Genomic DNA, 18,970 nt, shown 5'->3' with positions numbered 1-18,970 from the left:
ACAGATGGCCGTGTCCAACGTCATTACCATGGAACGGCACGCCGCCGGTGCGGCGGCGCACGGCCGGCGATGCCGGTCCTCACCGGGACTCCCATGAAAGACACCATTGCCGCTCCCCACGGCGAAGCCGATGTCGTGATCGGCGGGCGCGAGCAGCTGTTCCACCTGCTGGCCGAAGCGGCCGAGGTCGAGCATGCGCTGATGTGCTGCTACCTCTATGCCGCGTTCAGCCTCAAGCGCGGCGAAGCCGACGGACTGACGGGCGAGGAAGCCGATGCGGTCAAGCGTTGGCGGCAGTCGATCCTGTCTGTTGCGATCGACGAGATGGTCCACCTGCTGCTGGTGGCGAACCTGTCCATCGCGATCGGCGGCCGACCCCATTTCAATCGCCCCAACTTCCCCGTGTCGCCCGGCTACTTCCCCGCCGACATGGTGCTCAAGCTCACCCCCTTCGATGCGGCGACGCTGGACCATTTCGTGTACCTGGAGCGGCCGGTGGGCGTGGAATTGCAGGACGGCGCCGGCTTCGAGCCGCTCGTCCCCTATCATCGTGAAGAGGCGTATCACGGCCTGATGCCCAGCATCCAGGACTACGAGACGGTCGGCTCGCTGTACGAGGCGCTGCGCCTCAATCTGAAGGCGGCATCGGAGCGGATGGGCGACGCAAGGCTGTTCATCGGTCCCGTCACTTGCCAGGTGGGGAAGGAGGCGGTCGATCTCGACGGCGTGGCGACCATCGAGGACCTGCCTTCGGCGCTGGCCGCCATCGACACCATCATCGAGCAGGGCGAGGGCTCGCCCGCCGATCGCGAGGACTCGCACTATCAGCGCTTTTGCGCAATGCGCGACGAATATCATCGGCTGCGTGCGCTCAACCCGTCCTTCGAGCCGGCGTGGCCGGCTGCCGAGAACCCGGTGATGCGCAACCCGCCAGAGCCTGAGGGCAAGGTGTACGTTGACGACCCACGCGCCGCACGCATGCTCGACTTCGGCAACGCCTGCTACGGTGCGCTGCTGCAATGCCTGGTACAGGCGTTCGGCCGCACCGGCCTGAAGCCATCGGAGCAGACCGACGCCCAGGCGCGCACACTGTCGGCCGCCATCGGGTTGATGCACGTGCTGGGCAAGGTTGCGTCCGCGCTGGCGCGCATACCGGCCAGTCCGGATCGACCGGGTGTACACGCGGGGCTCAGTTTCACCATGCTGCGCGGCGTGGAACCGTTCTTCCGCGGCTTGCCGGAAGCCGTGCTGATGGCCGAGCGGCTGCACGAGCTGGCGGACGGCGCGCCAGCGCTGGAGCGAATGGCACCGGACCTGTCTGGCATCGCAACGGCGATCCGCCAGATGGCGCAGTCCTTCGAGCACTAGCGCGCACGCATCAGCAGGTGGCCGACTCCTGCTGCTCCTGCTTATCCTCGCGCTCCTCCACGGGCAGCGGCTCGGTGATCCAGCGCTCCACCCAATTGATCAGGCGCTGCGCCACGTCGACGCGGTAAGCCGGCGGGCCGGACTCGTAGAAGTGATGTGAGCCTCCCGGATACAGCAGCATCTCGGCGGGTGCATTACCGTGCCGCATCACCCGCACGAAGAAGTCCTCGGCCTGCCCGATCGGACAGCGCTGGTCTTCCTTGCCCTGTACCACCAGCACCGGCGTATGGACATTCGAGGCGTACTTCGCCGGCGACGGCAACCGATAGTTGTGCTCGCCGTCGAACGGCGTACTGGTCAGGTCGTACGGGTCCGAGTAGTAGCCGCTGTCCGACGTGCCGTAGTGCGTCTCCAGATTGGTGATCGGCGCGGAGATCACCGCCGCCCGGAAGCGGCTGGTGGTGGCAACGGCCCAGGCCGCCGCGTAACCGCCGTAGGACTTGCCTGCGATGGCCAGCCGCCCGTCGCACAAGCCCTCGCGCTGCAGCTGGTCGGCGGCCGCCAGGTTCTGCTGCAGATCGAGATCGCCCCAGCGTCCGCGCAGCCGCGAGGCGAACTCGCGCCCATAGCTGGTCGAGCCCGCCCAGTTCAGCGCCAGCACAGTCCAGCCGCGCGCGACCAGTGGATTCCAGTAAGGACGCGACGAGTAGGCGAGCAGCACATAGCTGGCCGGCCCGCCATGCACGTCAATCAGCAGTGGCCCGGGTCGAACCGGACCAGGCGGACGCAGCAGCCAGCCCTCGACCGTTTCCCAACCGCCGTCGCCGTCCGGCACCTCGAACTCGCGCTTTTCGAGATGAGGCTGCCGGCGCTCGTACCACCATCCGTTCAGCTGCGACAGCTGCCGTTCGCTGGCGCCATCGGCGTCGCAGATCGAAAGCTGGTTCGCCTCGCACGGCGACTCGGCGACAAAGGCGAGCCGACCGCCGCTGGTGCGGGCAAGCGCCTGCATGTGACGCGGGCCGCTGGCGATGGTCTGGTATTCGCCGCCAGGCACGGCGACGCGGCCGATTTCCTGCAGCCCGTGCCGGGCCGCGATCAGGTAGATCCCGTCACCGGACTCGGACGCGTGCCAGATCAGCGACTGTCCGTCGACGACTTCCAGATTGTCGTCCCCGAGGCGGCTGACATGGCCGGAGGGCCAGTCGATGGCCCACAGCCGGACCTGGGAGTCACCCTCGTTGATCCCCCCGGTGAAGAGAATCCTGCTTCCGTCCGGCGTCCACATGGGAAACTGCGCGGTCGCCACGTCGGTGCTCAGGCGGCGAGGATTGCCGCCGTTCGCATCCATGCACCAGATATCGGCCGCGTTGGCACATCGCCCCTCGCGGCTGCGCGAGTAGACGATGGCTTCGCCGTCCGGCGACCACGCCGCGCTCGTCACGTCGAAAGGCCCCTGCGTCAGCTGCACGGTATCGCCGGTGTCGATCTCGACGACGAACAGGTGCGTCTGCTGATTGAGCAGATAGCCCATGCCGTCAGCCTTGTATGGAAGACGCCAGACGATCTCCGGCCCGCCCTCCTCGACACGCATGCCGGGACCGCTGGCCGATACGGGGTCCATTGCCAGCGTGGCCACCACCAGCAGCCGGCTGCCGTCCGGCGACCACGACATGTCCACGACGTTCTTCTCGAAGAAGGTGGTCTGCTTGCGCTCGCCGCCCTGCATATGGATCAGGAAAACCTGCATGGATCCATTCGGTGCGCTGGACAGGAAGGCGATGCATTGTCCGTTGGGGGACCAGCGCGGCATGCAGTCCTGGGCGGTGCCCGCCGTCATCTTGATGGCGGAGCCGCCGTCTGCCGGGTACAGCCATATCGCGCTGTGATAGGAATTTGCTTCCCGGTTCACCTCCATGACTGTGCAGGCAATCATGTCGGTCGCTGCAGACCCGGAAATTTCCGGGATGGATTGATACAGATAAATGTCGTCGGCTTCAAAGCGCTCCTGCATGGCGTCCCTCATGTCCTTTCCGCGTCTCCCGGGATATCCGGTCCAGCAACGGCAGCAAGGAGCATGCCGATACGGCGTTCTGGAAATGGGTGCGATGACGGGTGCGATAGAGCGGTCGCGTCGATTTCGCTGGGAAGGCCGCCGCCTCGCGACGCCGAGCAGCACAACTCCGAGTGAACCAGGTTTGAAACAATGAGCGGTAAGCCTTCCAACTCTTGCGGCCCCGGCCATCGCCGCAAGCGGGCAAATGTGGCGAGGTCCACTACTTTCGGTGCGAATTCAAGGCTGCGCAACGCTGGCACGGTCTCTGCGACAGATGATACGGACACCCGTCCGACCCCGTTGTCCCTGGAGACAAGTCATGACCCAGCAGAACCAGCAGAACCAGCAAAACCAACAAAACAATCAGCAGAACCAGCAGAACAACCAGCAAAACCAGCAGAACAACCAGCAAAACCAGCAGAACAACCAGCAAAACCAGCAGAACCAGCAGGACAAGCAGCAGAATCAGCAAAAGCAGCAGAACCAGCAGAACCAGCAGAACCGCTAATCGGGTTCGCTGATCGTTAGAAGGGCGGCGCTTGCGTCGCCCTTGTTGTCTCGCAGCTCCCTGCAGAATTTCACAGGATTCGATTCAATCCGATAGCTGGTAAATGCGGGCGGACCTAGGCTTGAGTCTTTTTTTCTTCTCGCGTTGTCCGCGTCATGCCAGTCGATTCCCTGTCTCTTCTTCCCCCCAGCTGGTACTCTCAGACTCCCTCTCCTTCCTCTTCCGAGCCGCCCACCGGAACCGCACAGACGCTTCCCCCTCTGCGTCTCGATACACTCCCTGACTGCGTGCTTGCACAGGTCCTGCCATGGCTGGACCGGAACGCATTGATTGCGATGAGCCAGGCCTCGACAAGCGTGCACCGCGTGCTGGCCGACGGTGCGCTGCGCGGCGTGCGTCTTGCGGCCAGGATCCATTGGATGGTCACGCCAGGCGGCTTCATCGGCCTCGCCGGGGAAGTCGAACGCCTCCCGCAGGACCAGCGCGATGCGCTGATGAGGTTGATGATCGAGCATCAACGGACCATGCATCCCTCGATGCAGATGGGGGTAGAGAAGTTCCTGAGCGAGCGTCCGGAGTTCGGCGGCAATCCCGGCTGGGAATTCGAGCTCGAACGGTGGCGACGCGGGGCGCCGGCGCCATGGTCTGTTGTGCCGCGCGCGCGCATTCCTCCGCTGGCCGCCGTGCTGGCGCTCGGCGCCTCCGAGCGTGGGCCGCTGCTGGCGCGGTGGCTGGATGCGACTGGAGACACTGGCGCGAACGAACGGTCGGTCCACGAGTGGCAGGCGATATGTGCAGCGTTGCCCGAGCAGGACGCGGCCTTGCTGTGGGCCGCCCTGTTGAATCAGACCTCCGATGCAGTGCCCGAGCGCTGGACAGCGATCGTGCAGGAGGGGCTGGATCTGGCGTCGCGGATGTTGGCAGACAAGAAAACGCGCCACGCTCCGAATTGCCACGGACTGCTGGAAGCACTGGCCCATGCTGTCGGCGACGAGAACGCCTACAGCGCATGCGGCCCTGCGCAGCGGCGCCCGGTCTGGCAAGCCCTGCTGCTCCAATGCAGGAACCTGCCGGAAGTCCGGCGCCGCGCCCTGTTCCCCGCGCTGGCGGCATACCCGCTATTTGAATTGCGCCACGGCGGCCCGGAATCGGCGCCGCAGGAGGAAGCCGCATGGCTGCAGATGTGTGCCGTCATGCTGCCCCAGGCGTCGGCCGAGGAGGCCGCCGATCTGCTGTCGGCGCTGCTGGAACAGGCGCCCGATGCCGACAGCGAGCCGCCTGCGGGATTTGTACGGGAGATCCTCGCAACCGGCGCCGATCTGCCCCCACCCGGCCGCGCCCGCCTGCTTCGCGCCGCCGTGGTACACAGCGACGGGCTGCGTGCAGAAGAGGTTGCGGCGCTTTGGAGCGCCGCCTTTCAAGCTTGCGAGCAGATGCCCTCGGACGTGCAGCCGCCCTTGCTGGAGGCACTGGCTTCCACCTTCACCGACTCGCTGCTGCGACGCGATCCCGCGGTTCCCAGGGAGCTGGTCTGGCCGTCCCGCTGGCTGGCCGTGCTCGGACAGACGGCGCGGCTTGCGCCCGATCAGCGGTTTGCACCGGCTCTGGCACTGGCCAACAGCCTGATCGAAGCCGATCACGTGGAGGAGTGCGCCACCAGGCTGCTGGCGCTGGCCGCGTCCCTGAACGACGCCGAGCGCGCCCAGGTGCTTGCCGCCATGGCGAGCCATGACTACGCCTTCACCAGCCCGCGCCTTTGGGCGGATCTGGTCAATCAGGTCGTGGCCCTGCCCGGGCCGGTGCGCAAGCTGCCCCTGATGGCCGTGGCAAGCGCGCTGGTGACAAAGTGCGATGTCATCTGCAACATGCTGCCCATCGATACCGACGCATCGCCACGGCCGCAGGACTGCGTGCTGGCGCGCTGGCCGCAGACCATGGAGGAGGCGCTCTCCCTGGCCTCGGCGGCAATCGGCATGCTGTCGATACGCAGCACTGGCGCCCTGCTGTGCTCGGTCTCGCAGCAAAACCCGCCACCGCCTTCCCCGGTCATCTGCTGGATCTTGCGGGAGATCCGCGCCTGGCAGCCGGGCAACGACGCGCCCAAGGCAGCCGTCGTGACCACCGCGTGCGCCGCGCTCGCTCGCCTGGGCCGCGCGTCTGACCTTCCCGCGATCATGCCGGAAGCGTGGAAGACCGTGATGTCGGTCCCCGCGGAGTACCGTGGCGCCGCGCTGCAGTCTCTGCACGATCTGCTGCGGCGCTGCAATGCCGTCGAGCCATGGCGCAACGCCCTGGCGAAAGCGGTGCAGGAGCTGCCCGCAAGCGACCGTCCGCTTGCGGGCGGCACCAAGCGCAAGGAGCCACCGGCCTGAGTCGGTGGCCCCTTGCAATACGACGAGATACAACGAGAAACGAGACAGAGGGGGCCGTCCTCGGCCCGCCCTCAGAACCCGAGGCTGGCCAGCAGATCGTCGACCTGGGATTGATCCGCGACCACGTCGGTCTTTCCTTCCGGATTGACCTGCGGCCCGTTGAGCAGCGTGGCAGGCGCGGCCTCGTGGCGGCGTTCGGCCGGCACATTGTCCAGCAGCATCTGCAGCAGTTCCTGCTCCAGCGTCTGGATCATGTCCATCATCTTCTTGATCACCTGGCCGGTCAGGTCCTGGAAGTCCTGGGCCATCATGATGTCGAGCAGATGGGTGCCGGTGGCACGTGCCTGCACCGGAACGTCGGTCAGGAAGGCGCGCGTGTCCAACACCAGTTCGCGGGCATCGCCCAGTTCGACCGGTTGGGCAAACCAGGCCTCCCAACGCTTGTCCAGCGCGTCGGCCTGCTTCTCCAGGCCGGCCTGGATCGGCTGTGCGAGCTCGACCGCGGTCAGCGTGCGCTCGGCCGCCTTCTCGGTCATGTTGGCGATATAGCTGAGTCGGTCCCGCGCGTCCGGAATGGCCTGGGCAGCCCGCTCGATTTCCTTGTCGAGCCCCAGTTCGCGCATGCTGTCGCGCAGCATGCGCGTCAGGCTGCCGATACGCTGGATGATCTGCTCGGCCGATTCAATATTGTTGTTGGGAGTCGTGGACATGGCCGCTACCTTTATGCACCTTCCTTGGCGATCTTCTCGAAGATCTTGGTGATCTTCTCATCCAGCGTCGCGGCGGTGAACGGCTTGACCACATAGCCGTTGGCACCGGCCTGCGCGGCCGCGATGATGTTCTCCTTCTTCGCCTCGGCGGTCACCATCAGCACCGGCGTCTTGGCGATATTGGGATCGGCACGAATGCCTTGCAGCATCGTCAGCCCGTCCATGTTCGGCATGTTCCAGTCGGAAACGACGAACTGAAAGCTGCCGTCCTTGACCTTCTCCAGGCCGGCGGCGCCGTCTTCGGCTTCCTCGACGTTGTTGAAACCGAGTTCCTTCAACAGGTTGCGGATGATCCGACGCATGGTCGGGAAGTCATCGACCACCAGGATCTTGATGTTCTTGTCCACTGTTAAGACTCCAATACGATACGGTTGTGGATGATTTCAGTATTCCGGAGCACAGCGCGCCGTCCCTGCCCCGGCACGCCCTGCTCCCGATCCGTCAAACGCGCTGGGCGCGTTGCCCGAAGGTGGCCAGTCGCGCCATCACACGCTGGCTCATCGCCTGCAGGGGTACTACCTCATGCACGCCGCCGGCGGCGATCGCCTCCTTCGGCATGCCGAACACGATGCAGCTCTGCTCGTCCTGGGCCAGGTTGTAGGCGCCGGCCTCGCGCATGCGCATCATGCCGCGCGCGCCGTCGCGGCCCATGCCGGTCAGGATCACGCCGATGGCATTCTTGCCCGCGTGCAGCGCGGCGGAGTCGAACAGCACGTCCACCGAAGGGCGGTGCCGGTTGACCGGTCCGTCCTGCGACAGATGCGCGACGTAGTTCGCGCCGCTGCGCGCGAGCAGCAGATGCTGGTCGCCGGGCGCGATGTAGGCATGCCCGGGCAACACCCGCTCGCCGTGCTCGGCTTCCTTGACCTTGATCCGGCACAGGCCGTCGAGCCGGTGCGCGAAGGACTTGGTGAATCCGGCCGGCATATGCTGCACGATCATGACGGCGGGCGAGTCCGGCGGCAGCGGCATCAGGAATTCCTTGATCGCCTCGGTGCCACCCGTCGAGGCGCCGACAATAATCAGCTTCTCGGTGGACAGCAAGGGGCTGCGCAACATCGGCGCCGCCGGGGGCGGTTCCGCACCGGGCGCCGCCGCCGCTCGTACCCGGGCACGCGATGCCGCGCGCAGCTTGTCGGCGATCGTGTCGCTGTATTCGATCAGGCCGTCACGGATGCCCAGCTTGGGCTTGGTGACAAAATCGACCGCGCCCAGTTCGAGCGCCCGCATGGTGATTTCCGACCCGCGCTCGGTCAGCGACGACACCATCAGCACCGGCATCGGGCGCAGGCGCATCAGCCGCTCGAGGAAGTCGAGCCCGTCCATGCGCGGCATTTCGACATCCAGCGTCAGCACGTCGGGGTTGTGTCGCTTGATCAGATCGCGCGCCACCAGCGGGTCCGGCGCCGTGGCGACGACCTCCATGTCGGGGTGGCTGTTGATGATCTCCGTCATCAGGCTGCGGATCAGCGCGGAATCGTCCACGCAGAGCACCTTGATCTTGGCGGCGGCGGTCATGAGAAAAGGCTGAGTCCTTGTCGGTTCAGGAGGTGGACGACGGCGCCGGGGCGCGCTGTCCGAACAGTTCGACACCACTGCGCAGCGGCTGCGACGAGATCGCGCGGGCCAGTGCGCGCTCGCTGCGCTCGACCACGACCTGATCGTCCTGCCTGGTCAGCCGGCGCACCAGCGCGAGTCCGGTCTGCGGGAAGTAGCTGACGCGGCGGGCATGCGGCCCGCGCAAGTCCTGCGCGGCGACGCGGATGCCTTCCGTCTTCAGATATCGCAGCACGAACTCGGCGTTGCGGTCGCCGATGTTCAGCGTGGTCATGTTGGCCAGAACAGCGCCGCCCCCGAAGACCTTGGCTTCCAGCCGCTCGCGGCGCGCGCCCATCTTCAACAGCTCGTTGATCAGCACCTCGAGCGCATAGCATCCATAGCGCATCGATGCGGACAGCACGCGGTCGGGGCCGGCATTCTCGTCGTCCGGCAGCATGAAGTGGTTCATGCCGCCAACCCCGGCCTTCTCGTCGCGGATGCACGCGGCCACGCAAGAGCCCAGCACCGTCGTCAGCACCACGTCGTCGGCGGTGACGTAATACTCGTTGGGCAGCAGCTTGATCGCCTGCTTGCCGAACTCGCGGTCGAAATAGGTCCGCGTCGCGATGGCTTCCGGTTGTTGCGGGGTCCGCATCACGGCGCTCCAGTCCTCGCGCCAGGCGGCGAGAGTTCGTACACCGTCTGGCCGCGCAGCTGGAAGGCCCGCGTCACGTAGGAGAAGTTCTCCGAATGGCCGGCGAACAGCAGGCCATGCGGCTTGAGCAGCGGAACGAAGCGCTCCAGGATGCGGCCCTGCGTCGGCTTGTCGAAGTAGATCATGACGTTGCGGCAGAAGATCGCATCGAAACGCTCGCGGATGCCCCAGTCGGGCGCCAGCAGGTTCAGCGGCTCGAACGAAATGGTCGATGCCAGCTCCGGCTTGACCTTGACCAGGCCGGCGCGCTGTCCGGTGCCCTTCAGGAAGAAGCGCTTGAGCCGGTCCTGCGACAGCCGCGACACCTGCTCGGCGGTATAGACGCCTGCCCTTGCCTTGGCCAGCACCTGTGTGTCGATGTCCGTTGCAAGCACCGTCGAGGCCCGGTCGCCCAGCGCCTCCGCCAGCGTGATGGCGATCGAGTACGGCTCCTCGCCGGTCGAGGCGGCGGCGCACCAGACCGAATAGGGCCGGCCGATCTTTTTGGCGTGCTCGGCCAGCAACGGGAAGTGATGCGCCTCGCGGAAGAACGAGGTCAGGTTGGTGGTCAGCGCGTTGGTGAAGTACTCCCACTCGTCGCAGCTCTCGTCGGCTTCGAGCACGGCCAGGTAGGTGGCGAAGTCGTTCAGGCGCAACGCGCGCAACCGCCGCGCGAGGCGGCTGTAGACCATCTCCCGCTTGTGGCTGCCCAGCGAAATGCCGGCGCGCCGGTGGATCAGCGCGCGGATCCGGTCGAAATCCCGCTCGGTCAGCAGGAAGTCGCGCGCGTCGTCCCGGGGGGCGATGATATTGGGAGCGGAGGGGCGAAGCGGCGTCATGTGAGGTCCAGCGGCGTTACCCGGCGCCACGCAGGGAAGTGCGCGGCGCCGTCATGCTTCAGGCGGTTTCCACCTCGACCAGCTCCATCTCGGGGCTGGTCATCAGGCGCTCGATGTCGAGCAGGATCAGCATGCGTCCTTCGACGGTGCCAAGGCCGGTGACGAAGTCGGTCGAAACCGACACGCCAAATTCCGGCGCCGGCTTGATGGCTTCGCCACCGAGCGTCAGCACGTCCGACACGCCGTCCACCACGATGCCGACCACGCGGCCGGCAATGTTCAGGATGATGACGACGGTCTGGTGGTCGTAGCGGACATTGCCCAGACGGAATTTGATGCGCAGATCGACGATCGGCACGATCACGCCGCGCAGGTTGGTCACGCCCTTGATGAAGTCAGGCGCGTTGGCGATGCGCGTGACGCCGTCGTAGCCGCGGATCTCCTGCACCTTCAGGATGTCGATCCCGTATTCTTCCGAGCCGAGCGTGAAGACCAGGAACTCCTGGCCTTCGCCTTCCTTGCCTTCGGCTTCGATATGTCCAATGCCGGCCATGGTTTGCTTCTCTCCCTTCCCTAGATTGCTTGGTTCCTTGCCAGGACGCGATTACTGCGCCAATGCCGGCTCCTGGCGGCGCACGCCGGTGCGCTGCAGCGCCGCGACGTCGACGATCAGCGCCACGCTGCCATCGCCGAGGATGGTCGCGGCGGAGATGCCCGGAACCTTGCGGTAGTTCGTTTCCAGATTCTTCAGCACGACCTGGTGCTGGCCGATCAGCTGGTCCACCAGCAGGGCGAAGCGCTTGCCTTCGGCCTGCAGGATGATGGCGATGCCCTGCGTCGGTTCCTGGACCGCGTTCTCCACGTTGAAGACGCGATGCAGTTCCAGTAGCGGCAGGTATTCGCCGCGCACATGCATCACGCGCTCGCTGTTGGCGGCGGTGCGCACGTCGTCAGCCTTCGGTTGCAGCGACTCCATCACGCAGTTCAGCGGCAGGATGAAGGTTTCCTCGCCCACGCGCACCGACATGCCGTCGAGAATCGCCAGCGTCAGCGGCAGCACGATGCGGGTGGTGGTGCCCTGGCCCGGACGGGAGCTGATCTCGACGTGGCCGCCCATCTCCTGGATGTTCCGCTTGACCACGTCCATGCCCACGCCGCGGCCCGACAGGTCGGTGACCGCTTCCGCAGTGGAGAAGCCCGGCGCGAAGATCAGTTGCCAGACTTCCTCGTCGCTGATGTTCTCGGAGACCGGCAGGCCGTTCTGGATGGCCTTGGCCAGGATCTTGTCGCGGCGCAGGCCGCCGCCGTCGTCGCTCACTTCGATGACGATATTGCCGCCATGGTGCTGGGCGGACAGGATCAGCTGGCCGGTCGGCTCCTTGCCCGCGGCCACGCGCTTGTCCGGCGTCTCGATGCCGTGATCCAGGCTGTTGCGCACCAGGTGGGTCAACGGATCGATGATCCGCTCGATCAGGCTCTTGTCCAGCTCGGTGGCCTTGCCGAACGTCACCAGATCGATCTGCTTGCCGAGCTTGCTCGCCAGGTCGCGCACCAGACGGGGGAAGCGCGAGAAGACGTAGTCCATCGGCATCATCCGGATCGACATCACCGCTTCCTGCAGGTCGCGCGCATTGCGCTCGAGCTGACCCATGCCGGAGAACAGGCGGTCGAACAGCACCGGATCGAGCGACGAGGCCGTCTGTGCCAGCATCGACTGCGTGATCACCAGTTCGCCGACCAGGTTGATGATCTGGTCGACCTTTTCGGTCGGCACGCGGATCGAGCCGGATTCGGCGTGCGCGGCGGCGGCCGCGGCGGGCTTGGCCTTTTCCTTGTCCTTGGCGCCCGCTGCGGGGGCCGCGGCAACCGGGGCAGCAACCACAGGGGCCGCAGCGGCTTGCGCAGGTGCGGGCGCCGCCGCTTCGGCAGCCGGTGCCGCCACTGCCGGCGCGTCGCCACCGGCTTCGATCACGATCTGCTTGTCGTCAATGATGAAGCAGCAGACCGCGATGATGTCGTCGGCGCTGCATTGCGTCGACAGCCAGATCGTCAGTTCGCCGTTGCTTTCGCTCTGGCCGGTGATCTCGCCGAGGTTGCCCAGTTCTTCGCGCAGCAGCGCCTGATCGTCCGCCGACACGCCCAGCAGCCGCACCTTCAGGCCGCCGCCCGCGCCAGCGGGACTGGCCGCGGCGGCCGGCGCGGGCGCCGCAACCGGAGTCGGAGCCGGAGCCGGCGCGGCGGGGGCTTCGCCACCGGCTTCCAGAGCCAGCTGCTGCAGCACCGCGCAGATGCGGGCCATCGTCTCGGGGTCGGGTTCGGTGCCGTTGCGATAGGCGTTCAGCTGGTCTTGCAACACGTCCTTGGTTTCCAGAAAGGTGTCGATGATGGTCCTGGACAACGCCATTTCCCGGCGCCGCGCGCGATCGAGCAGGTTCTCCAGCAAGTGGGTGGTCTCGGTCAGCGCGGTGAAGCCGAACGTGGCGGCGCCGCCCTTGATCGAATGGGCCGCGCGGAAGATCGCGTTCAGATCCTCCGAATCCGGCTCTTCCAGATCCAGCCCGAGCAGCAGCTGCTCCATTTCAACGAGCAGCTCTTCCGCTTCCTCGAAGAAGGTCTGGTAGAACTGCGTGATATCGATATCGACAGACATGACCGTCCTGACTCACTGATTACTGATGCGAAACGCCGTTGCCTGGTCTTGTTATCGACCTGGGTGACGATCTTATTAAGCGTGCTTACAATCTGGCTGGCGCTGCGCGGTGCCGCGTGCCCTCAGCGGGCCGGCGCGGCAGGCGCGGCCGGCGGTGCAGGCGGGCGCGGCGCTGGCTGGGCCGCCGCGCCATTGCCGCCCACCGCGGGCTGCGGCTCCAGGCTTTGCTGCAACTCGCCCGCGACCTCGCCGGCCCTGGCCTTGACCGCGACGTCGGCGGCGCTGGCGTTCTCGGCCTCGAAGCGCGATTGCGCGCGGTGATTCAATACGACGATGCTGATCCGGCGGTTGATCGGCGCCATCAGGTCGTTCTTGTCCAGCGGCATGGTCTGCGCCAGGCCCAGTACGCGCAGCACCTTGCCCTCCTGCATGCCGCCCCCGATCAGCTCGCGGCGCGACGCATTGGCGCGGTCGGCCGACAGCTCCCAGTTGCTGTAATTGCGTTCGCCGTTGATGTAGGTGGCCGCGTCGGTATGGCCCGACAGGCTGACCTTGTTCGGCATCTCGTTGAGGACCGGACCGATCTCGCGCAGGATGGTGCGCATATACGGTTCGACATTGGCGCTGCCGGTGCGGAACATCGGCCGATTCTGCGTATCCAGGATCTGGATGCGCAGCCCCTCGCTGGTGATATCCAGCAGCAACTGCGGACGGAACTGCCGCAGCACCGGGTTGTTCTCGATGATCTGCTCCAGCCGGCGCTTCAGATGGCGCAGGCGCTCGCTGTCGATCTGGTCGCGCCGCCGCTGCGCCGCCGACTGATCGTCCTCGTTGGCACGCCGCACTTCCGCATCCTCGCGCGTCGGGTCCTGCCCGCCGCCCGGAATCACGCTCTGCGACAGGCTGCTCTTGTTGCCGCCGGCGATGGCGACCTTCAGCGGCGTCCGGAAGTACTCCGCCACCTGCACCAGGCCCTTGGGCGTCGAGGAGCTGAGCAGCCACAGGACCAGGAAGAAGGCCATCATCGCCGTCATGAAGTCGGCATAGGCGATCTTCCAGCTATGGTTGCCGTGCGGCTTGTCGTGCTTCTTGGCGCGCCGGACGATGATAGGGCGAGCGTTGTCGTGCATGCTGCCGCTGCTCATGACTTGGTGCCTCGATGAGTTTGGGGGATCAGGTCAGGCTCTTGACTTCGCGCACGTGGTCGTCCAGTTCGAGGAACGACGGGCGAACGCTGGAGTACAGGACCTTGCGACCGAATTCCACCGCGACCAGCGGCGCATAGCCGTTGAGCGAGGCGAGCAGCGTAACCTTGATGCACTCGTACATCTTCACGGTCTCGGAGACCTGGTGCTCGATGCGCGAGGCCAGCGGCGAGATGAAGCCGTAGGCCAGCAGAATGCCGAGGAAGGTACCGACCATCGCGTGGGCAATCAGCGCGCCCAGCTCGGCCGGCGGCAGGTCCGCGGAAGCCAGCGCGTGCACCACGCCCATCACCGCGGCAACGATGCCGAAGGCGGGCAGGCCGTCGCCGACGCGGGACAGCGCGTGGGCGGGAACCTCGGCTTCATGACGGAACGTCTCGATCTCGTGGTCCATCAGGGCCTCGATCTCGAAAGCGTTCATATTGCCGTTGACCATCATGCGCAGGTAGTCGGTCAGGAACTCCATCATCTGCGGATCGGCGAGGATGCGCGGATACTGGCTGAACACGCTGCTGGCGGCGGGGTCGGCGATTTCCTTTTCGAGAAACAGAATGCCCTCGCGGCGCGCCTTGGACAACAGCACGTACAGCAGTGCCATCACTTCCATGTAGAGCGCCTTGTTGTACTTGCTGCCCCGGAACAGCTTGGGCATGGCGCGCATGGTGGCCTTGATGGCCTTGCCGCTGTTGGCGCTGATGAAAGCCCCGACCGCTGCGCCGCCGATGATCACCAGTTCTGCCGGTTGATACAGCGCGCCCATGTGGCCGCCGGTCATGGCGTATCCGCCAAGCACCGCCGCAAGCACGACGATATAGCCGAGAACTACTAGCACGATCGATTCCCCGTCAGAAAAACACGCGTCGGACACGCCCTCGAACCGCCGCTTGCCTGGCGGCGCTTGCGCACCGCCCTGCCGCCGGAGATTCGCCGCGCTCCCGCGTGTCTCAGTGGGGTTGCGCTGGCGTGGCGTCCTTCGGGAGCTTTTTCGCCTTGCCTGCCCGCGAAGGCGGGCGGCACAAGCTGCAGACGAAGTTCGCGTTCGGCTCGTAGGCGTGCGTCACGAACTCCCCTCCGCAGCATGTGCAGCTGGAAAGCTGCAGCATATTGCTCTCGAAGAACCTTACTAACGTCCAGGCACGGGTAAAACTTAAGACAATTTCACCGCCCAGCAGCCGCACATGTTCCAGGTACAGCCGGTATGCGGCGACGACCGCGCGGATGCCGCTGGCCTCGCCCTGCTCGACCATGAAGTGGTAGGCGGAATAGAACAGCGAGGAGTGAATATTCGGCAGCCAGGTGATGAACCAGTCCGTCGAGAAGGGCAGCATGCCCTTGGGAGGCGAGACGCCGCGCAGCTCCTTGTACAGCCGGATCAGCCGGTCGCGCGACAGCGTCGTCTCGGCTTCGAGCACTTGCAGGCGTGCACCCAGGCCAATCAGCTCGATGGCGAGCTGGGTCTGGTTGGCATCCTGCAGGACACTCTTGCGCTGGGGAACCGGGGGAGCTGCAAAGCTCCGTTCGGGTTGGGCTTGCAGCAGGGCGTTCAATTCAGCGACTCCACGGGCTGACGGGCGAGCAGGATAGCCGCGTGAATCTGCTGCATATCGTGGCTCTTGGCCGTGTGAGTCAGCGTCGACAGCAACGCGTGATCGTCGAAGCGAAAGCGGCACAGCACCATGTTGGACGCCGCCAGCTTGACCAGCTGTGCTGGCGTCAGCTTCGCCAGGATGTCGGCAATCTCCTTGCTGACACCGAGGCGGAACATTGCCTCGAGGTGGTTTTCTCGCACCAGGCGCTGCGCGAGCAGCAGATAGGCGAGATTCACCTCCCGGATCTCATGGAGAACTTCGCTATTTTCCAATTTATCCCCGCTACCAAGGGCCCTTCCACGCTTGTCCAGTGCTTACCGGGAGATGCCCGGCGACCGGATCGTTATGTTGCGCGGCGAGGGATACAACGATCAATTACTGCACCTTTTTCATCACATTCAGCAGACTCGTAACGATTACCCGTAACAAGTGTTACCGAATGTAAATGAAACTGACCGTTTTATATCGGGAATCGACCGGTGCTGCCAATCCCTACTTTCGTTGGGAGTCGCCGGTTGTCGCATGAAAGATACATTGCGGGTGCGCTTTGTGATTTTGTAACCGCACTGAAACACCAAAAGGCGCCTGCGGCGCCGTGTGCGAGGTCCAGTGTCATGGCGCGGCGACGCGTGCGCGCAACACGCTCCCGTCAGCGCCGCTTCTTCGGTCCTGCCGTCGGCGCCGACGCCGGCACCGGCTTGAAGACGCGTCTGAGCCACGCAGCAAACCGCGTAAAGACGTCGTCCGGCTCCTCCTCGAACAGCTGGGGCCGAGTATGTTCGACTTGCTGCATGACCCGGTCCGCCTCCTCGGCGTCCATGGAGCCATAGTCGAGCGCCAGTCCAAGCATTGCCCGCAGCTCTCCCAGACGCGACAAGGCCGCTGCCGTGCTGCGTTCGGTCTGGACCAGGTAGAGCAGGTCGTAGACCCTGCGGCGCAGGCTGTCCGCCAGCCGCCACGCCGGCGTCTGCATCTGTTCCTCGATCGTGCGCACGTCCACGGCCGCTGCGGTGATCTGCTGGGCGAGGTTGTCGGCCAGCGCGGGGTCTGCCCCCGCCTGCTCCAGGATTTCCACCGCCCACTCGCGCGCATGGGTCAGGCGCTCCGGCGCCTCCCAGTCCGAACGCACGGCCAGACCGAAGCCGAAGCGCTGGGCATCGCGCATCAGGTTGGCGATCGCATGGGGCAGCTGCTTGTCGAACACCTTCCTGGCCCACGCGTACTCGCCGCCGGTCAGCAGGCGCGTGACCGCCCGCTCCGTCAGCGGTCCCTCCTGGTGCATCACCCTCGCTCGCAGGAAGTCCTCGAAGGACGGCGGCACGAACTGGCGATCCAGCCCGGTGGAGACGCGGACGAAGTGGTCGAACTCGCCGCGCAGCTTGTCCGCCGCGTCGCGCGGCATGGACAGGGTGATTTCGCTCGTCATCGTCTTCATTCGCCCATCGTCAGCCATGTCATTGCATGACGGCGGTGGGGCCACGGCATGCGTGGCCCACCGCCGCCGATCAGAACGCGCTCCAGTCGCCGTTGTCCGACGCGGCCGAGGCCGGCGCGGCGGGGGCCGTGCTGGCTGCCGGACGGGCCGCCTTGCGCACCGTCAGCCGAGGCGCCTTGGCCGCAGGCGTGGCGGCTGCGGCCGGCTCCTGCGCCGGCTCTTCGCCAGCGCCCGCGTCCTTCGCCGTGCTCGCGGGACGTGCCTGCGCGGCGACGGCAGCGGCGGGAGCGGCGGAGGTGAAGGCAGGGGCCAGGCGGGCAGGCTCGGCAGCAGCGCCGCCCAGCAGTTCGGCCTGTGCCAGCCGGAAGCGCGCCAGCGACGCCATCAGGCGCGCGGCCTGGTCTTCCAGCGAGCCGGCAGCGGCGGCAGCTTCTTCCACCAGCGCGGCGTTCTGCTGCGTGACCTCGTCCATCTGCGCCACAGCCTTGTTGACCTGCTCGATGCCCGAGCTTTGCTCTGCCGACGCCGCGCTGATCTCGCCCATGATGTCGGTCACGCGCTTGACTGCCTGCACGATCTCGTCCATGGTCTGGCCGGCCTGGCCCACCAGCGCCGAACCGTTGTCCACGCGAGCCACGGTATCGCCGATCAGGCCCTTGATTTCCTTGGCGGCGTTGGCGCTGCGCTGCGCCAGGCTGCGCACCTCGCCGGCCACCACCGCGAAGCCGCGGCCCTGTTCGCCCGCCCGCGCCGCTTCCACCGCGGCGTTCAGCGCCAGGATGTTGGTCTGGAAGGCGATGCCCTCGATCACGCCGATGATGTCGACGATCTTCTTGGAGGCGCCGTTGATCTCGTCCATGGTCTGCACCACGCGGCCGACCACTTCGCCGCCGCGCACGGCGGTTTCCGACGCATTGGCTGCCAGGCCGCTGGCCTGGCGGGCGTTGTCGGCGTTCTGTCGAACGGTACCGGTCAGCTCTTCCATGCTCGACGCGGTTTCCTCCAGCGACGCCGCCTGCTGCTCGGTACGCTGGGACAGATCGCTGTTGCCCACGGCGATCTGGCGCGAGGCAGAGGCCATCGATTCGGTGGCCATCTTGAAGTCCTGCACCATCGACGACAGCTGCAGCTGCATCTGCCTCATGGCAAACAGCAGGCTGCCGCGGTCGCCCTTGCGCAGCTGGATCTCGGTCGCGAAGTCGCCATCGGCGATACGAGCGGCAATGCCCGCGGCGTAGGCCGGTTCCCCACCGAGCTGGCGCGACAGCGCGCGGGCCAGGAACACGCCAAGCAGGATCGACAGCGCGACGCCGCCGAGCACCAGGCCGAGCATCAGCAGGCGCGACTCTTCATAGACGGAGCGGGCCTCGTCCATATTGGCGCGGGCACCATTGTCGCGGCGCTTGACCATCGCGGCCATCGCTTCCTCGATGGCATGGCTGTCCTTGAGCAGGGCACTGCTTTCCTCGAACACGGTGCTTTCGAACTGCGAGGTGTCCAGCGGCTGGCGCGACACCAGCTCGATGAACTTGTTCATGCGATCGCGGTAGGCCGGCAACAGCGTATCGAACTGCTTGATCAGCGCCAGCCCTTCGTCCGTGCGGAACGACTCGCGCGCCACCTTCATGCGCTCCTCGACATTGGCGAACGAGGTATCGATCAGCTTCTTCTCGCGATTGCGCTCGCCCATCGTCGATGCCGACAGCAGCGCGATCTGCGCACGGCTTGCGTACAGCAGGTTGATGTTGCTGTCCTGCACTGCCTTGAGCGCCTGCAGGTCGTTGTTGTAGATCCGGCTGGTCCAGTCGGTCATCCGACCCATATTGATGACGCCGAGCAGCCCCATCACCAGGGCGATGACGGAGACGATCAGAAAGCCGGCGATCAGCTTGGTCGCCACCCGCATTTGATTGAACCATTGCATAAGGACTACCTCTTCTTCTCC

At 65.8% G+C, this 18,970-nt stretch carries 17 protein-coding genes; 3 read left to right on the top strand and 14 right to left on the bottom strand.

The window, feature by feature from the left end; translation table 11 throughout:
• Positions 1-93 precede the first annotated feature (93 nt).
• A complete protein-coding gene (locus K6V06_RS15650; RefSeq protein ID WP_222244879.1) occupies positions 94-1,368 on the top strand; it encodes a ferritin-like protein in 1,275 nt (424 codons plus the stop codon).
• Between the two features lie 10 nt (positions 1,369-1,378).
• Here K6V06_RS15650 and K6V06_RS15645 read toward each other — a convergent pair whose 3' ends face one another.
• A complete protein-coding gene (locus K6V06_RS15645; RefSeq protein ID WP_222244878.1) occupies positions 1,379-3,394 on the bottom strand; it encodes a S9 family peptidase in 2,016 nt (671 codons plus the stop codon).
• Positions 3,395-3,743: 349 nt separating this feature from the next.
• On the opposite strand from K6V06_RS15645, the gene K6V06_RS15640 reads away from it, so the two are divergent.
• Positions 3,744-3,932 carry a hypothetical protein gene (locus K6V06_RS15640; protein WP_222244877.1) on the top strand — a complete coding sequence of 63 codons (189 nt, stop codon included), beginning with the start codon at positions 3,744-3,746 and terminating at the stop codon, positions 3,930-3,932.
• A 335-nt stretch (positions 3,933-4,267) separates the two neighbouring features.
• On the top strand, positions 4,268-6,304 hold the full coding sequence (locus tag K6V06_RS15635) for a hypothetical protein (protein ID WP_222244876.1): 2,037 nt from the start codon (positions 4,268-4,270) through the stop codon (positions 6,302-6,304).
• A gap of 71 nt (positions 6,305-6,375) precedes the next feature.
• On the opposite strand, the gene cheZ is transcribed toward K6V06_RS15635, so the two are convergent.
• The 13 genes from cheZ to K6V06_RS15570 form a co-directional block, all read right to left on the bottom strand.
• Positions 6,376-7,014, bottom strand: a complete 639-nt coding sequence (cheZ, locus tag K6V06_RS15630; RefSeq protein WP_222244875.1) for a protein phosphatase CheZ — start codon at positions 7,012-7,014, stop codon at positions 6,376-6,378.
• Positions 7,015-7,025: 11 nt separating this feature from the next.
• Entirely contained in the window at positions 7,026-7,421 is a 396-nt protein-coding gene (cheY, locus tag K6V06_RS15625; protein WP_222244874.1) for a chemotaxis response regulator CheY, read from the bottom strand.
• 94 nt (positions 7,422-7,515) lie between these two features.
• Positions 7,516-8,592 carry a chemotaxis response regulator protein-glutamate methylesterase gene (locus K6V06_RS15620; protein ID WP_222244873.1) on the bottom strand — a complete coding sequence of 359 codons (1,077 nt, stop codon included), beginning with the start codon at positions 8,590-8,592 and terminating at the stop codon, positions 7,516-7,518.
• Positions 8,593-8,617: 25 nt separating this feature from the next.
• Positions 8,618-9,268 (bottom strand): chemoreceptor glutamine deamidase CheD, encoded by a 651-nt coding sequence (gene cheD, locus K6V06_RS15615; protein ID WP_222244871.1) that lies wholly within the window; start codon positions 9,266-9,268, stop codon positions 8,618-8,620.
• Positions 9,268-10,146: a CheR family methyltransferase gene (locus K6V06_RS15610; RefSeq protein ID WP_222244869.1), complete on the bottom strand. Its 879-nt coding sequence runs from the start codon at positions 10,144-10,146 to the stop codon at positions 9,268-9,270. Before K6V06_RS15610 ends, cheD begins: the two co-directional genes overlap by 1 nt.
• A gap of 58 nt (positions 10,147-10,204) precedes the next feature.
• Entirely contained in the window at positions 10,205-10,699 is a 495-nt protein-coding gene (locus K6V06_RS15605) for a chemotaxis protein CheW (protein ID WP_222244867.1), read from the bottom strand.
• A 51-nt stretch (positions 10,700-10,750) separates the two neighbouring features.
• Complete coding sequence (gene cheA, locus K6V06_RS15600; RefSeq protein WP_222244865.1) at positions 10,751-12,796, bottom strand: chemotaxis protein CheA; 2,046 nt, start codon at positions 12,794-12,796, stop codon at positions 10,751-10,753.
• A 122-nt stretch (positions 12,797-12,918) separates the two neighbouring features.
• Entirely contained in the window at positions 12,919-13,926 is a 1,008-nt protein-coding gene (gene motB, locus K6V06_RS15595; protein ID WP_255581878.1) for a flagellar motor protein MotB, read from the bottom strand.
• Between the two features lie 43 nt (positions 13,927-13,969).
• On the bottom strand, positions 13,970-14,833 hold the full coding sequence (gene motA, locus K6V06_RS15590) for a flagellar motor stator protein MotA (RefSeq protein WP_222244861.1): 864 nt from the start codon (positions 14,831-14,833) through the stop codon (positions 13,970-13,972).
• A 112-nt stretch (positions 14,834-14,945) separates the two neighbouring features.
• A complete protein-coding gene (gene flhC / locus K6V06_RS15585; protein WP_222244859.1) occupies positions 14,946-15,548 on the bottom strand; it encodes a flagellar transcriptional regulator FlhC in 603 nt (200 codons plus the stop codon).
• Positions 15,545-15,862, bottom strand: a complete 318-nt coding sequence (gene flhD / locus K6V06_RS15580) for a flagellar transcriptional regulator FlhD (protein WP_222244857.1) — start codon at positions 15,860-15,862, stop codon at positions 15,545-15,547. Before flhD ends, flhC begins: the two co-directional genes overlap by 4 nt.
• A gap of 377 nt (positions 15,863-16,239) precedes the next feature.
• Entirely contained in the window at positions 16,240-17,016 is a 777-nt protein-coding gene (locus tag K6V06_RS15575; RefSeq protein ID WP_222244972.1) for a DUF4088 family protein, read from the bottom strand.
• Positions 17,017-17,095: 79 nt separating this feature from the next.
• Positions 17,096-18,949: a methyl-accepting chemotaxis protein gene (locus K6V06_RS15570; protein ID WP_222244856.1), complete on the bottom strand. Its 1,854-nt coding sequence runs from the start codon at positions 18,947-18,949 to the stop codon at positions 17,096-17,098.
• Positions 18,950-18,970: the final 21 nt, after the last annotated feature.

The organism is Cupriavidus sp. AU9028 (assembly GCF_019795295.1).
In the GTDB taxonomy this organism is placed as follows: domain Bacteria; phylum Pseudomonadota; class Gammaproteobacteria; order Burkholderiales; family Burkholderiaceae; genus Cupriavidus.
The sequence above is the reverse complement of the archived record's forward strand: the minus strand, read 5'-3'. Positions and strand labels throughout refer to the sequence as shown.